Annotated in this window: 16 protein-coding genes; 13 read left to right on the top strand and 3 right to left on the bottom strand. The window is 59.8% G+C overall.

Going from position 1 to position 15,224, the window contains the following annotated elements:
- Nucleotides 1-38 precede the first annotated feature (38 nt).
- Entirely contained in the window at nt 39-1,649 is a 1,611-nt protein-coding gene (locus NAV32_RS09985; protein WP_256052706.1) for a methyl-accepting chemotaxis protein, read from the top strand.
- 155 nt (nt 1,650-1,804) lie between these two features.
- A complete protein-coding gene (gene sstT, locus NAV32_RS09980; protein ID WP_256052642.1) occupies nt 1,805-3,031 on the top strand; it encodes a serine/threonine transporter SstT in 1,227 nt (408 codons plus the stop codon).
- A 104-nt stretch (nt 3,032-3,135) separates the two neighbouring features.
- Here the strand turns inward: sstT and fabB are convergent, their stop codons facing one another.
- Together fabB and fabA are read right to left on the bottom strand one after the other, a co-directional pair.
- Nucleotides 3,136-4,353 (bottom strand): beta-ketoacyl-ACP synthase I, encoded by a 1,218-nt coding sequence (gene fabB / locus NAV32_RS09975; protein ID WP_256052641.1) that lies wholly within the window; start codon nt 4,351-4,353, stop codon nt 3,136-3,138.
- Between the two features lie 11 nt (nt 4,354-4,364).
- Nucleotides 4,365-4,880 (bottom strand): 3-hydroxyacyl-[acyl-carrier-protein] dehydratase FabA, encoded by a 516-nt coding sequence (gene fabA / locus NAV32_RS09970; RefSeq protein ID WP_037022674.1) that lies wholly within the window; start codon nt 4,878-4,880, stop codon nt 4,365-4,367.
- 401 nt (nt 4,881-5,281) lie between these two features.
- Between fabA and NAV32_RS09965 the strand changes: the two genes are divergently transcribed.
- The 8 genes from NAV32_RS09965 (at nt 5,282) to NAV32_RS09930 (ending at nt 11,480) form a co-directional block, all read left to right on the top strand.
- Nucleotides 5,282-6,304 (top strand): NAD(P)H-dependent glycerol-3-phosphate dehydrogenase, encoded by a 1,023-nt coding sequence (locus NAV32_RS09965; RefSeq protein ID WP_256052640.1) that lies wholly within the window; start codon nt 5,282-5,284, stop codon nt 6,302-6,304.
- A gap of 20 nt (nt 6,305-6,324) precedes the next feature.
- A complete protein-coding gene (locus tag NAV32_RS09960; protein ID WP_256052639.1) occupies nt 6,325-6,663 on the top strand; it encodes a DUF4389 domain-containing protein in 339 nt (112 codons plus the stop codon).
- Nucleotides 6,660-7,124 carry a phosphohistidine phosphatase SixA gene (sixA, locus tag NAV32_RS09955; protein WP_256052638.1) on the top strand — a complete coding sequence of 155 codons (465 nt, stop codon included), beginning with the start codon at nt 6,660-6,662 and terminating at the stop codon, nt 7,122-7,124. Before NAV32_RS09960 ends, sixA begins: the two co-directional genes overlap by 4 nt.
- 17 nt (nt 7,125-7,141) lie before the next feature.
- Nucleotides 7,142-7,585 carry a hotdog fold thioesterase gene (locus tag NAV32_RS09950; RefSeq protein WP_256052705.1) on the top strand — a complete coding sequence of 148 codons (444 nt, stop codon included), beginning with the start codon at nt 7,142-7,144 and terminating at the stop codon, nt 7,583-7,585.
- Nucleotides 7,586-7,705: 120 nt separating this feature from the next.
- Nucleotides 7,706-8,515: an alpha/beta fold hydrolase gene (locus NAV32_RS09945; protein WP_256052637.1), complete on the top strand. Its 810-nt coding sequence runs from the start codon at nt 7,706-7,708 to the stop codon at nt 8,513-8,515.
- On the top strand, nt 8,512-9,378 hold the full coding sequence (locus tag NAV32_RS09940; protein WP_256052636.1) for an alpha/beta fold hydrolase: 867 nt from the start codon (nt 8,512-8,514) through the stop codon (nt 9,376-9,378). The genes NAV32_RS09945 and NAV32_RS09940 overlap by 4 nt, the downstream gene beginning before the upstream one ends.
- 98 nt (nt 9,379-9,476) lie before the next feature.
- Complete coding sequence (locus tag NAV32_RS09935; RefSeq protein WP_256052635.1) at nt 9,477-10,325, top strand: DUF4892 domain-containing protein; 849 nt, start codon at nt 9,477-9,479, stop codon at nt 10,323-10,325.
- Nucleotides 10,326-10,403: 78 nt separating this feature from the next.
- Nucleotides 10,404-11,480, top strand: a complete 1,077-nt coding sequence (locus tag NAV32_RS09930; RefSeq protein ID WP_256052634.1) for an AI-2E family transporter — start codon at nt 10,404-10,406, stop codon at nt 11,478-11,480.
- A gap of 6 nt (nt 11,481-11,486) precedes the next feature.
- Here NAV32_RS09930 and NAV32_RS09925 read toward each other — a convergent pair whose 3' ends face one another.
- Entirely contained in the window at nt 11,487-12,476 is a 990-nt protein-coding gene (locus NAV32_RS09925) for a patatin-like phospholipase family protein (RefSeq protein WP_256052633.1), read from the bottom strand.
- Between the two features lie 206 nt (nt 12,477-12,682).
- Here NAV32_RS09925 and selD point away from each other — a divergent pair, with 206 nt between their 5' ends.
- The 3 genes from selD to NAV32_RS09910 are packed head-to-tail and all read left to right on the top strand — an operon-like array spanning nt 12,683 to nt 15,126.
- On the top strand, nt 12,683-13,717 hold the full coding sequence (gene selD / locus NAV32_RS09920; RefSeq protein WP_256052632.1) for a selenide, water dikinase SelD: 1,035 nt from the start codon (nt 12,683-12,685) through the stop codon (nt 13,715-13,717).
- Nucleotides 13,717-14,838 carry a tRNA 2-selenouridine(34) synthase MnmH gene (gene mnmH, locus NAV32_RS09915; RefSeq protein ID WP_256052631.1) on the top strand — a complete coding sequence of 374 codons (1,122 nt, stop codon included), beginning with the start codon at nt 13,717-13,719 and terminating at the stop codon, nt 14,836-14,838. The genes selD and mnmH overlap by 1 nt, the downstream gene beginning before the upstream one ends.
- A 9-nt stretch (nt 14,839-14,847) precedes the next feature.
- Nucleotides 14,848-15,126 (top strand): hypothetical protein, encoded by a 279-nt coding sequence (locus NAV32_RS09910; protein ID WP_256052630.1) that lies wholly within the window; start codon nt 14,848-14,850, stop codon nt 15,124-15,126.
- Nucleotides 15,127-15,224 lie beyond the last annotated feature (98 nt).

The following is a 15,224-nucleotide window of genomic DNA, read 5'->3' as shown; positions in this document are numbered from 1 at the left end:
ATTCAGTATTACGAGAGGCGGTGAACATGTTCAGGCAGATGACTATTGCATTAAGGGCCGGGTTGGGCTTCGGTGTAGTGGCCTTGCTGGTTTTTTTGCTGGGTGGCTTTGCCCTCCTGCAAATATCCTCAATGCAGAAAGAAGCGCGTGAAATGAATACTCACTGGCTGCCCAGCATCGTGTCGTTGGGGGAGGTCAATCAGGAGTTCCTGCGCCTTCGTGCGGCAACGCTTCGGTTGCTATTGGCCGAGCAAGGTGAAGAGTTTCGTCGTGCCACTGCCGCCACCGAAGAATTGAAAAGCTCGCTTGCATCGGCGCGCAACCAGCTCGATGGGCTGATCAACAGCCCAGAAGGCAGGGCAGTTCTTGCGCGTTTTGAACAGTCGTTCGCCAGTTACGACCGCTTTCAGGGCCAGATCGTCGATCTGGCCGGGCAGGGCCGCCTGCAGGAAGCCATTGCGCTTACCAACGGTGAGTTAATTCAGCACGCCAGTAATACCTCGGCGGCATTGAGAGAGCTTCTTGAACTCAATGAGAAAAACTCCGATAACGCCGCACTGCGGTCGGAAGAGGCGGCATCCAGTGCATTCAACGGCGTGATACTGGCCATGCTGCTCGCCGCGTTCACAACGGTCATCCTTGCCATGCTGCTCACCCGCAGCATCGTCGGCCCTCTGAATGAAGCGGTTGCAATCGCTGAAGTCGTAGCCTCCGGGGACCTGACCCGGCGTGTCGAGGTGGTCGGGCGTGACGAGCCTGCGAGGCTGCTGACAGCCTTGAAAACCATGCAGGAAAATCTGCGTAGCACCATCCAGGGTATTTCCGATTCCTCGAATCAGCTGGCATCGGCGGCCGAAGAGCTGAATGCGGTGACTGAAGATTCGACCCGCGGTCTGCATCAGCAGAACCACGAGATCGAGCAGGCGGCAACAGCGGTAAACGAGATGACGGCAGCGGTCGATGAAGTGGCGCGTAATGCCGTGGCGACTTCCGAAGCCTCGCGCGAGTCGGATGCTACCGCGCAGCAGGGTCGCCAGCAGGTGATCAGGACGGTCGATTCCATCAATTTGCTGGCCGGCGACGTGACCACTACGGCTACGCAGGTCGAGCAGTTGGCAGGTCAGGTACGTGATATCAGCAAAGTGCTGGAAGTGATTCGCTCGGTTGCCGAGCAGACCAATCTGTTGGCATTGAACGCAGCAATTGAAGCTGCGCGCGCCGGTGATGCTGGTCGTGGCTTTGCCGTAGTGGCCGATGAGGTTCGGGCGCTGGCACACCGCACGCAACAGTCCACCCAGGAAATCGAGCAGATGATCGCGGATGTCCATCAGGGCACCGACAAAGCGGTACATGCCATGCAGACCAGCAACGAACGTGCGCGTACCACATTGGAAGTTGCACGGGCTGCCGGCGAGGCGCTGGACGGCATTACCGCTGCCATCAGCCAGATCAGCGAGCGCAACCTGGTGATCGCCAGTGCGTCGGAGGAGCAGGCTCAGGTGGCACGCGAAGTGGATCGAAATCTGGTCAACATCCGTGACCTGTCGTTGCAGTCTTCTGCCGGCGCCAACCAGACCAGCGCGGCCAGTCAGGAGCTGTCCCGGCTCGCCATCGATCTCAACAACCTGGTCGCGCGTTTCCGCATCTGAACCGGTGCGTGACGCCCGGCACAACCGGGCGTCACGCATACCTCTCAAGTGCTGGGCAGATGGGCAGTAGATGCGTACCATCCGGCGTTTTTATCGGGTCGTGTGGGTGCCTGTCAGGCACCCACATCTGCACCCTTATGCCGAGACTTTTCGTCATGTCAGACCTGTCCACTCGTGTTTTCAGAGCCTATAGCCGTATCAGTCTGGTAGCGCAGATCGTTATCGGACTGGTTGCCGGCATTCTCTTGGCCTGGCTGTTTCCCGAGGCTGCGCGTTCGGTCAGTCTGCTGGGTGATCTCTTTGTAGCGGCCCTGAAGGCCGTAGCACCGGTGCTGGTCTTTGTACTGGTCACCGCTTCGCTGGCCAACCATAAGCAGGGGCAGCCCACACATATTCGTCCGATCATGCTTCTGTATGCCTTTGGCACTCTGAGCGCCGCGGTGGTAGCGGTAATTGCCAGCAGCCTGTTCCCGACGGGGCTGACGCTTGTCAGCCCGGCAAGTGGTGTGGTTCCACCGGCGGGAGTTTCTGCAGTACTGAAAACACTGCTCTTCAATATCGTGGACAACCCTGTACATGCGCTTATTGAAGGCAACTACATCGGTATTCTGGCGTGGGCGATTGGGCTGGGTTTTGCCTTTCGCCATGCAGGCGAAGCCACGCGCGAACTGGTCGGTGATATGTCCAATGGGGTGATGCTCATCGTCCGGATAGTGATCCGCTTCGCTCCCCTGGGCGTATTCGGGCTTGTCGCCGGAACGCTGGCACAGTCCGGGTTTGCGGTGCTCGTCGGCTATATGCAGTTGTTGCTGGTGCTGGTCGGTAGCATGCTGTTCGTGGCATTGGTCACCAACCCGCTGATCGTGTACTGGAAGCTGCGCAGGAATCCCTATCCACTCGTCTTCACCTGCCTGCGAGAAAGCGGGATAACTGCATTCTTCACCCGCAGTTCGGCGGCGAATATCCCGGTCAACATGCAACTGTGCGAGCGGCTGGGCTTGCACAAGGACACCTATTCGGTGTCGATCCCGCTCGGGGCAACCATCAATATGGCCGGTGCGGCCATCACTATCACGGTGTTGACCCTGGCTGCGGTTAATACGCTGGGTATCGTCGTGGACGTGCCGACCGCTATTCTGCTTAGCTTGCTGGCGTCGATCTCTGCCTGTGGCGCCTCGGGTGTAGCAGGCGGGTCGCTGCTGCTGATTCCGTTGGCATGCAGCCTGTTCGGCATTCCCAATGATCTGGCGATGCAGGTGGTGGCGGTCGGATTCATTATCGGCATCGTGCAGGACTCGGCCGAGACAGCACTTAACTCGTCCACCGACGTGCTGTTCACGGCGGCTTCCTGCATTGCTCATGGTGAGACTGTCGAAGGCTGAGCGAATCGCCTGGTCGAACCTGTTCTGTTCCATTCGTATGTGTCAGCCCAAAACGACAACGCCCCGAACTGAGTCGGGGCGTTGTCGTTAGTACAGCTGTTCGATCAGCCTTTCCAGCGCTTGAGCACCAGGGTGGCGTTGGTGCCACCGAAGCCGAAGCTGTTGCTCATCACGGTATCGATCTGCGCGTTCTCGCGAGTCTCGCGAACAATTGGCATGTCGGCGACTTCCGCGTCCAGCTCGTCGATATTCGCCGAGCCGGCGATGAAGTTGCCCTGCATCATCAGCATGCAGTAGATCGCTTCGTGAACACCTGCGGCGCCCAGGGAGTGACCGGACAGGCTCTTGGTCGAGCTGATGGCCGGGATCTTGTCGCCGAACATATTGCGTACGGCTTTGGCCTCGGCCACGTCGCCTACCGGAGTAGAGGTGCCGTGGGTGTTGAGATAGTCGATCGGGCCTTCAACAGTGGCCATCGCCTGCTGCATGCAGCGCAGTGCGCCTTCGCCGCTCGGTGCAACCATGTCGTAGCCGTCGGATGTGGCTCCATAGCCGACGATTTCCGCATAGATCTTGGCGCCGCGCTTGAGCGCATGCTCCAGCTCTTCGACCACCACCATGCCGCCACCGCCGGCGATGACGAAACCGTCACGCTTGGCATCGTAAGCGCGCGAGGCTTTTTCCGGGGTGTCGTTGTACTGGCTGGACAGGGCGCCCATGGCGTCGAACAGGCAGCTTTGGCTGTAATGTTCTTCTTCACCGCCACCGGCGAAGACCACATCCTGTTTGCCCATCTGGATCTGTTCCATGGCGTGGCCGATGCAATGTGCGCTGGTAGCGCAGGCCGAAGCGATGGAGTAGTTGATGCCCTTGATGCGAAACGGCGTGGCCAGACAGGCTGACACGGTGCTGCTCATGGTGCGCGGCACACGGTATGGGCCGATGCGCTTGACGCCCTTGTCGCGCAGGATGTCGATGGCTTCCATCTGGTTGATGGTCGAAGCGCCACCGGAACCGGCGATCAGGCCGATACGCGGATTGGAGATGTCATCGGCGCTGAGCCCCGAGTCTTCCAGGGCCTGTTGCATGGCCAGATAGGCGTAGGCCGCCGCATCGCCCATGAAACGCAGAATCTTGCGGTCGATCAGTTCTTCCAGGTTCAGATTGACTGAACCGGAAACCTGACTGCGCAAACCCATGTCCGCGTAAGCCTGGTTGAAGCGAATACCAGGGCGGCTGGCGCGCAGGTTGGCGGAGACGGTGTCTTTGTCATTGCCGAGGCAGGAAACGATACCCAGGCCGGTGATCACGACGCGACGCATGCGGAAGTCCTTCAGAAGCTATCGGTAGAGGTAAACAGGCCGACACGCAAACCTTCGGCGCTGTAGATCTCGCGGCCATCGACGCTGACCGTGCCGTCGGCAATGCCGAGGATCAGCGAGCGACTGATGGTGCGCTTGATATGAATGTTATAGGTGACTTTCTTGGCGGTCGGCAGGACCTGGCCAAAGAACTTCACTTCGCCAGAACCCAGGGCGCGTCCGCGACCGGGGTTGCCCTGCCAGCCGAGGTAGAAGCCGACGAGCTGCCACATGGCATCCAGGCCCAGGCAGCCGGGCATGACCGGATCGCCTTCGAAATGGCAGCCAAAGAACCAGAGGTCCGGATTGATATCCAGCTCGGCGACCAATTCGCCCTTGCCGTACTTGCCACCCACCTCGCTGATATGAACGATGCGATCGACCATCAGCATGTTCGGTGCGGGCAGTTGCGCATTACCGGGGCCAAACAGCTCGCCGCGGCTGCAACGGAGCAGATCTTCCCGAGTAAAGGCCTGTTGTTTGGTCATGCGTATTCCTCAATGGTCCCTTTTATGGAGGGCTTGCTGCTTTTCATTCGACTCGAAAATCAAGAGTCCGATCATAAAAGACTAGTCATAGACTCCCATCCTGCGTCTAAAGTCACAGCGCAGGAACAGGGATGTCGACCGTTTCCATCCGCTCGCCAAAAGTTTCATGACGGAAACGGGGCGCTACTTTACCACTCCTGCGTTGTGACAACGACCTTGTGACAACCTGTCCCTTATAGACCATGGGGGAATAGCTGGCGCAAGGCGGGCGCAAAGGGTTTTGCCTATAGGCTGAATCTGTAACCTGATGATTCGGTACCCCGAAGCCTTTGTTCTGGCTGTGTGCCGATGGCTACGTATAATGCCGGCATCGCCAGCCGATGGCCCGAAACGGATACCTCATGACTGAACAGCAACCCATCGCCGTGCTTGGCGGCGGCAGCTTCGGCACCGCTATTGCGAATCTCCTGGCCGAGAACGGTCACAGCGTGCGCCTGTGGATGCGCGATGCCGAGCAGGCCGAGATCATGCGAACCCAGCGCCAGAATCCGCGTTATCTCAAGGGCGTGACGTTGCTGGCACAGATTGAACCGGTCACCGATCTCGGGCAGACGCTCAATGACTGCGAATTGATCTTTGTGGCGTTGCCATCGGGCGCCTTGCGGCAGGCGCTGTCACCGTTCGCAGACCTGCTGGTGGGCAAGATGCTGGTCAGCACCACCAAGGGAATCGAGGCGCAGGGTTTTCTGCTGATGAGCCAGATTCTCGAAGAGATCGCCCCACAGGCTCGTATCGGGGTTATTTCAGGCCCCAACCTGGCGCGTGAAGTTGCTGAGCACGCGCTGACTGCGACTGTGGTTGCAAGCCATGATGAAACTCTTTGCCGACGGGTTCAGGAGGTCCTGCACGGACGTACTTTCCGGGTCTATGCAAGCGCCGACCGCTTTGGAGTCGAGCTGGGCGGTGCGCTGAAGAACGTTTACGCCATCATGGCCGGCATGGCTGCTGCCTTGGGCATGGGCGAGAATACACGCAGTATGTTGATTACCCGCGCTCTGGCCGAAATGACCCGCTTCGCCGTCAAGCTGGGCGCCAATCCGATGACCTTTCTCGGCCTTGCCGGTGTGGGTGATCTGATCGTCACCTGTACCTCGGCAAAGAGCCGCAACTTTCAGGTGGGTCATGCACTTGGCCAGGGATTGAGCCTCGATGAGGCCGTCTCGCGTCTTGGGGAGGTGGCTGAGGGTGTCAACACTATTCGGGTGCTGAAGACCAAGGCAGAAGAATTGCAGGTTTATATGCCACTGGTCGCTGGTCTGCATGCCATCCTGTTCGAGGGTCGTACGCTGGAGCAGGTGATTGGACTGCTGATGCACAGCGAACCCAAGACCGACGTGGACTTCATTTCGACCGACGGCTTTTGAGCCAAGATACGGAGCTACAGATGAACTCATCGCACAACAACGCCGAGCGCCAGTCGCTGATCCTGCGCGCGCTCTGGATGCTGCTTTTCTTTTTCGTCTGGCAGATCGCCGAAGTGGTGCTGCTGGTCGTGGTGGTTGCGCAACTGGTCATGCGTGCGCTCAATGGCAAGCCCAATGAGGGGCTGCGTGGCTTTGGCGACAGCCTCAGTCAGTACGTGGCGCAGATTGGTCGCTTTGCCACATTTAATACAGACCGCAAACCATGGCCCATGTCCGACTGGCCGGTGCCGCGCCCTGCCGAGATTGAAACACCCCCTCCGGTCGTGCCCGAGGCACCCAAGCCGGAGTCGCAGCCATGAAGTTGTGGCTGTTGCGCCACGGGGAAGCGGAACCCAGGGCGCGTACCGATGTAGAGCGCAACCTGACCGACGCCGGCAGACTTGAGGTGCGCAACAGCGCGGCTCATCTATCTGGACGCCGCGTACAGGCCATTCTTGCCAGTCCTTACAACCGTGCCCAGCAGACGGCCGAGATCGTGCGGCAGGCGCTTGGTTTCAGCGCTGCGGTGGAAACCGTATCGTGGTTGACTCCCGAATCCGATCCGGGCGATGCATTGCTTTATCTCGGTCGCCGGAGCGAAGAGGACATTCTGCTGGTGACGCATCAGCCGCTGGTCGGAGCGCTGGGCGACCTGCTGGTCAACGGTCGTCGCGATACGCCGCTGCCCATGGCAACGGCCAGCCTGGCTGAGTTGGAAGGCGAGCATCTGGCAGCCGGGCTGATGCAGCTTGTTGGGTTGCGCCACCCGAGCAGGCAGTGACAATGAGAAAAGCCCCTTTGAGTATCTGGCAGCGCCAACCTGATCTCGAGCAGCTCAACGCCAGCGGCAAAAACTCCATTGTCGAGCTGCTCGATATCCGCTTCGAAGCACTCGACGAGCAGTCCATCACTGCGAGCATGCCGGTGGACTCGCGCACGCATCAGCCCTACGGCCTGCTGCATGGCGGTGCCTCGGTGGTGCTGGCCGAGACTCTGGGCTCGATGGCCAGTCACTACTGTATCGATCCCGAGCGCTTCTATTGTGTCGGGCTGGAAGTCAACGCCAACCATTTGCGCGGCCTGCGCAGCGGGCGTGTTACGGCGGTGTGCCGGCCGATACACCTGGGGCGTTCGACCCATGTCTGGGATATTCGTCTGAGCGGCGAGGATGGCAAAGCCAGTTGTATCTCAAGATTGACGGTCGCGGTGGTACCGCTTGGGGCCGATCGACCAGGCCAATAGCCAACCGGCGTCGCTGGCACCTTGTTTGGCATGACTGCCTTTCATTCTGCCGCCTGGGCCGATTGCCGCATGGGGAGGGCTGCCAGACAATGACCGCCTTTCCCCTGGTATCTGGAACCCATGACGCAGCGCATTTTCTTCGCCCACGCCAACGGCTTCCCATCAGGCACTTACCGCAAGCTGTTCGACTCATTGGCGCCGGACTACAGCGTCACTTGTCTCGACTTGCACGGTCACGATCCACGCTTCCCGGTGGATGACAACTGGCAGAGCCTGGTTCAGGAGTTGCTGGAGCAACTTGTGGCACTTGATGAGCCGGTCTGGGGTGTCGGACATTCGCTGGGTGGCATGCTGCATTATCACGCGGCGCTGCAGCGGCCCGAACTCTACCGCGGTGTGGTCATGCTTGATTCGCCCATGCCGACCTGGTTCGATCAGACGGTTATCTGGGTCGCCAAGCGTTGTGGTTTCATCGACCGCCTGACGCCGGCTGGGCGTACTCTGGGACGGCGAGAAGAATTCGCCAATGCCGAGGAAGCACGGCAGTATTTTGCCAGCCGTTCACTGTTTCGCACTTTCGACCCCGAATGTCTGGACGCCTATGTCGAGCACGGTCTTGAGCCGACGGCTCAGGGGCTGCGTCTGCGCTTCGATCCCGATACTGAAATCCGCATCTACCGCAGCGTGCCGCATGTTACGCCTGGCTGGCCGCATGCCCTGAAAATCCCGCTGGCTGTCGTGCGTGGTCGGCAGAGCCAGGTCGTGATGCCGCATCATCTGTATCTGTTGCGTCTGGTTGCACAGGGTGAGGGGCATACATTGCCTGGTGGGCATATGTTCCCGCTGGAACATCCTCGGGACACGGCAACGCTGCTCCGGCAGCTGTTCATGCGCTGGAGCGAGTTGAAGCCGAAAAGAGGTGTTGCATGACCGTCGCGTTCGAAGAGGTCCGTTTGAGCTTGCCGCATATCGAAGTTGCGGCCCACCTTTATGGCCCGGAAAACGGTCAGCCGGTCATCGCCCTGCATGGCTGGCTCGACAATGCGGCCACCTTCAGCCGACTTGCGCCGCTGCTCGATGGTCTGCGCATCGTTGCACTGGATCTGCCGGGTCATGGTCACTCTGACCATCGCCCCTTCGGTTCAGCCTACAACATCTGGGATTACGCCCACGATGTGCTGCAGACGGCGGAGCAGTTCGGCTGGCGACGATTCTCGCTGCTGGGGCATTCCATGGGGGCTATCGTTGCGGTCTTGCTGGCCGGTGCCATGCCTGAGCGGGTCGAGCGCCTGGCGCTTATCGATGGGGTAATTCCCTTTACCGGCGAAGCCGCTGGCGCACCGCAAAAGCTTGGTGAGTCATTACGGGCGCTGCTGACCGTAGAAGACAAGCGAAAGCCGGTCTACGCCACCTTTGAGCAAGCGGTTGCGGCACGCATGAAGGGGGTTGGCGCGGTCAGTTGGGAAGCGGCCGAATTGCTGGCCCAGCGCGGACTGATGCCGGTTCCGGGAGGCTACACCTGGCGCACCGACGCCCGCTTGATGCTGCCTTCACCGATGCGGCTGAGTCGCGCCCATGCGCAGGCTTTCATTCAGGCTGTGGCCTGTCCTGCGAGCCTGGTACTGGCCGAACAAGGCCTGATGGTCGAGCCGGATCTGCTCGAGCTGGCGCAATCCCTGCCGTTCAATCTGTGCCACTTGCCTGGCGGGCACCATTTGCATCTGGATGATCAGGCGGGTGCGATGGCGGTTGCGGCTGTTTTCAATCCTTTCTTCGCTGCTGCAACTGCTTGATCGAAGGCCTGCGCAAGAATCTGTCGCAAAGCCTTGCTTGACACGCTTTTGCCAACTGGTGAGGCTGGGGCATTCGTCTCAGCAGGAAACACAGAGAAATGATCGATTTTCCCAGGGCCGCCACGTACAAGGAGTGCAGGCTCTCCAGAGCCATAGGGATACTGGGCCTGGCCCTGTTTGCCGGTGCGGCAAGTGCTGCGGATGTATCCGGCAGCAGGGATATCGAAGCCTTGTCACGTTATCCCCAAGCGCAAATCGTTTCGTTCAGGGAGCAGGCAACGCTGGAGCGAACCTATCCGCTGGATGCGATCCGCCGCATCAGTGGCCGCTTGAGGATGAGTGCCCAGATCAGTGCGGTCGGACAGTTGACGGCCGTCACCTATGAACTGCCGGATGGGCACAGGGGTATCGAGGCGTTTGAACAGACACGCAATCAGTTGATCGAAACCGGGGGCGAGCTGTTGTTCTGGTGCGAAGGTCGTGAGTGTGGTTCCAGCAGCCTCTGGGCCAATGATATTTTCCAGCGTTCCATGCTCTACGGCCCCGAGGCACAACAGGCCTATCTGCTGGCGCGCCTGGCAGATGATTCTGACAGCCTGGTGGCGCTCTACGGCATCACCCGCGGTAATGGCCGGCCTTACCTGCACGTGGAGCAATTCAGTCCGGAGCAGCCCCTGGGTGACATTCTGCCGAATCCGGCAACCTTGCTGCGTCAGTTGAAAAGCGCCGAGGTGTTGTGGCTGCCCCGCTTGCCTGAGGAGCCTGTCAAGGAATGGGCCGCGCTACTGGCCAATGTGCTTCGGCTCGACAGCACGATACGGGTTTCCCTGCAAGGCAAGGGTGCCGCGGCCTGGCATGAAGCGCTGGTAGCCGAGCGCATCGCAGCCCGCCGCCTCGATGGAGAAGCTTCCGCTGAAGAAGGGTTGCGCATCAGGCTATTGCGCTGACGTGCGTTTCAGACTGCAATAGCCCATTGCCGGTGTGCCACTACACAAGGCGCACCACCGTTTCCGGATAGGTAGCTGATGCTTAACAACGATCGTTTGCTGGTGCAGATCCTGCTCCTGGCGTTATTGGGTGCATGTTTGTGGGTACTGGCGCCTTTTGTTTCCGCGCTGTTCTGGGCTGCGGTACTGGCGTTTGCCAGTTGGCCGGTCATGCGTGTGTTGACGCGCTGGTTGAAGGGCAATTCGACCCTTGCCGCGACGCTGTTGACCTTTGGCTGGATGGTGCTGGTGGCCGTGCCCCTGGTCTGGCTGGGGCTGAACATTGCCGATCAGATTCGTGAGGTCAACGTGTTGGTCCACAGCCTTCAGGTCGAGGGGCTACCGGCACCGCCTGAGTGGCTGGGAGAGTTTCCGCTGGTGGGTGACAGCCTGTTGAATCTCTGGCGCACCGTGGATGAACAGGGAACGGCATTTTTCGCCACCATCCGGCCCTATATCGGACAGGTTGGCAACTGGCTACTGGTGCGCAGTGCGCGTATCGGTGGCGGGATGCTGGAGCTGGCTCTGAGTCTGGTGCTGGTGTTTTTCTTCTATCGCGATGGCCCCAAGCTTGCGGCCTTCGTCCATAGCCTGCTGCATCGCCTGATCGGGGATCGCGCCGACCACTATCTGGAACTCGTGGCCGGTACGGTACAGCGTGTCGTCAACGGCGTGATCGGTACGGCGGCGGCGCAGGCGATCCTGGCTTATATCGGTTTCACCATCGCCGGTGTGCCGGGGGCAATGGTCCTCGGCCTGATGACTTTTGCATTCAGCTTCCTGATGGTCCCGCCCCTGATCTGGGGGCCTGCGGTCGCCTGGCTGATCTGGCAGGGGCAGTACGGCATGGCCATCTTCCTCGGGGTGTGGGGCATGTTCATCATCAGTGGTGTGGATAATGTGCTCAAACCCTACCTCATCAGCCGCGGCGGCAACCTGCCGTTGGTGGTGGTGCTGTTGGGGGTGTTCGGTGGCGTTCTGGCCTTCGGCTTTATGGGGCTGTTTCTGGGGCCGACCCTGCTGGCAGTTGCCTATAGCCTGCTGGGTGGATGGGTGGCGAGGGAAGTTCCGCAAGCGGGCGAATCGCCCAAACCATCGAACGATCGTCCCGGCTGAGGCGTTCTAGCACTGCTCCGCCTCATACTTGTCCAGCGCATCGCTGGCGACGATCTGGCCCAACTTGATCAGCTCCGGCGCCTTGTAGAACTCATAGAAGCGGCAGGCGCGCTTGGGGATATTGATAAGTACGTTGGGCGGATAACCGGCGATCTTGTATTGCGTCAAGGACGACTGCATCACCTCGAAGCTCTGGTTGATCAGTTCCAGCAACGACGCCGGGCCGCTCACATCCACCACCTTTGAACCCTCGGCAGACTTGGGTGGGCAGCGACCGGTCGGTGCCGCAGGTGGCTGGCCTGCTCGAGCTGCTTCTCCCGCTTGAAGCTCGGCAATATGCTCATCCACTCCATTGTTCTTGCGCCAGAACGGGATATGCGAGCTGATCGAGCTCATCATTCCATCGAAGCGACCTGGGCGGAATATTTCCGGCAAGGGGTATTGACGATGATTGTTGGCGTTGAGGTTGACCGCGATGATGATGTCGCTGTGACTGGACACCACAGGCACTATCGGCAACGGGTTGAGTATGCCGCCGTCGACCAGAACGCGATTACCCTGCATCACCGGGGTGAACAGGCTCGGAATGGCTGCCGAAGCGCGCATTGCCAGTTCCAGATTGCCTTCCTGAAACCAGATTTCCTGCTGGTTGGTCAGGTCAGCGGCAACGGCTGTGAAGGGAATCGGCAAGTCTTCGATATTGATCGAGCCAAGCATGTCGCGAATGCGTCCAAAAATCTTTTCTCCCCGAATGGCGCCGAGGCTGAAGCTCGGGTCCACCAGGCGCAGCATGTCGAAATAGTCGAGGCTTTCAATCCAGGCGCGGTATTCGTCCAGCTTGCCCGCTGCGTAAATGCCCCCGACCACTGCGCCCATGGAGCAGCCAGCGATGCATTCGATCTCGTAACCTCGCCTTGTGAGCTCCTCGATGACGCCAATGTGCGCATAACCACGCGCACCTCCAGACCCCAGTACCAATGCGACCTTGTTGCCCATGCAATTCTCCCCGTGGCAGGACCGCTAGCATCAAGCCTGTGCTGCTGTGCTTCAAGCGCGAGATAACAATAATTAGTCTGACGAGTTCTGCAGGAATCCTGCTGCTGAGCGACCTCGAGGGTTCTGGGCTTGATGCTGCAGCGCCAGCCTTTTCGCCTTCTTGCTACAATCGGCGCCCATTTTGCGACCGTCATGAGGCTTTCCAGATGAGCGAACCCATTCGCCTTACCCAATACAGCCACGGTGCCGGTTGCGGCTGCAAAATCTCCCCAAAGGTGCTGGATGTGATCCTTGCGGGCAGCGGTGCGCAGAACCTCGATCCGCGCCTGTGGGTTGGCAACGCCTCGCGCGATGATGCCGCGGTGTATGGCATCGATGACGAGCGCGGCGTTGTTTCAACCACCGACTTTTTCATGCCCATTGTCGACGATCCCTTCGATTTCGGTCGCATTGCTGCCACCAATGCCATCAGCGACATCTACGCCATGGGTGGTGATCCGCTGATGGCCATCGCCATTCTGGGATGGCCGGTTAACGTGCTGCCGCCGGAAGTAGCGCGGGAGGTGATAGCGGGTGGTCGTTCGGTCTGTGATGCGGCAGGTATTCCGTTGGCAGGCGGGCATTCCATTGATGCGCCTGAGCCAATTTTCGGCCTGGCCGTCACCGGGTTGGTGAACAAGAGCCAGATGAAGCGCAACGATACGGCCTCGGTGGGCTGCAGGCTTTATCTGACCAAACCGCTGGGTATCGGCATCCTCACCACGGCGGAAAAACAGGCCAAGCTGCGTGTCGAAGATGTGGGGCGTGCACGGGACTGGATGTGCAAGCTCAATACACCCGGCAGTCGCTTCGGCAAGCTCGCCGGAGTGCACGCCATGACCGATGTCACTGGCTTCGGCCTGCTTGGACACTTGGTCGAGATGGCCGATGGCAGTGGTCTTACCGCGCGTATCGATTATGCACGGGTACCGCGGCTCGAAGGTGTCGACTATTACCTTGAGCAGGGCTGTGTGCCGGGCGGCACCGGGCGTAATTTTGACAGCTACGGCGAACGTATCGCCACGCTGGACGAAACGCACAAGCAACTGCTCTGTGATCCGCAGACCAGCGGTGGCTTGCTGGTTGCGGTAGCGCCCGAAGGCGAGGCAGAGTTTCTTGCCGTAGCCACCGAGCTTGGCCTTGCGCTTGAGCCAATTGGCGAACTGGTCGAAGCCGGCGCATTCGCAGTCGAGGTTCGTTGATGCGCGGCGATACCGATAACTACAGTGCACTGTTCCTCGACGATGTGCCGATGATGGATGCACGGGCGCCAGTAGAGTTCGCCAAGGGTGCCTTTCCAGGCGTGGTCAACCTGCCGCTGATGAACGATGTCGAGCGGCAGAAGGTCGGCACCTGCTACAAGCAGCACGGTCAGCAGGCGGCCATCGAACTCGGCAACCGGCTGGTCAGCGGCCAGATAAAGGCCGAGCGAATTGAAGCCTGGGCCGAGTTTGCCCGAAACAACCCGCAGGGCTACATCTACTGTTTTCGGGGCGGGCTGCGCTCGCAGCTGGTGCAGCAATGGCTGAAGAGCGAGGCGGGCATCGATTACCCGCGCGTGACTGGCGGCTACAAGGCTATGCGGCATTTTCTGCTGGATACGCTCGAGCAGGCGGTGTCCCATCTGGATTTCGTGCTGGTTGGCGGCATGACCGGAACCGGCAAGACCGAAGTGCTGGCCCGCCTGGGCAACAGCGTGGATCTGGAAGGCCTGGCCAATCATCGTGGCTCGAGTTTCGGCAAGCGTGCCACGCCGCAGCCGGCGCAGATCGATTTCGAGAATGCCCTGGCGATTCGTTTGCTGAAAATGCAGGCCCAAGGCATCAAACAGTTCGTGCTTGAGGACGAAGCGCGGCTGGTAGGGCGCTGCTCGATTCCCCTGTCGCTGTTTCAGGGGATGCAGCAATACCCCCTGGTCTGGCTTGAGGACAGCCTTGAAGGGCGTGTCGAGCGCATTCTGAAAGACTATGTGGTTGATCTTTGCGCCGAATTCACTGCCGAGCACGGTGAGGCAGGATTTTCTGCTTTCGCTGAGCGTTTGCAGGAAAGTCTGGTCAATATCAGCAGGCGACTGGGCGGCGAGCATTACAGGGAGCTCGCACTGATCATGGATCAAGCACTGGCCGAGCAGGCCCGCAGCGGTGCGGTGGATCTGCACCGCAACTGGATCGAAACCTTGCTCACGCGCTATTACGATCCGATGTATGTTTATCAGCGCGAAAGCAAGGCATCACGTATCGAATTTGCCGGCGAACAGGACGCGGTAGTCGAGTTTCTACGGGTCCGTGCAAAGCGCAAGCACGCTGTAGAGGTACCCCACTGAGGAATGACCATGAAAAACCTGATCTGCTTGTCCCTGCTGGCGTTGACCCTGACCGGTTGTGCCGGCAAAACCGCATATCGCGAGAGCTGCGCATCCCAGCTTGAGGCCGCGTGGGCCGAGCAAAGCCTTGCCGAGGCGGAAGGCTTCGCGGGCACCGTAAGCTACTCCAAGGCAATGGGTCTGTTGACCGGCGCCAAAACCCAGCAGCAGTTTGAGGCGTTTCGAGGCTGTACCAACAAGGCCAAGAAGGCACGCTTCTATCTGCGCGAGTCGCGCGCGGGCCGCTAATTGCCGTTACCGTCTCGCCGGTCGCTCGCACGGCTAAGTCGTACAAGGGTCGGGCTTGTTCGGCCTTTTTTGCTGGATCAAGACCCTCCTTCCCTGGA

This window comes from Stutzerimonas stutzeri (genome assembly GCF_024448695.1).
Lineage (GTDB): Bacteria > Pseudomonadota > Gammaproteobacteria > Pseudomonadales > Pseudomonadaceae > Stutzerimonas > Stutzerimonas stutzeri_T.
This window is presented reverse-complemented; position numbering and strand designations above follow the sequence as displayed.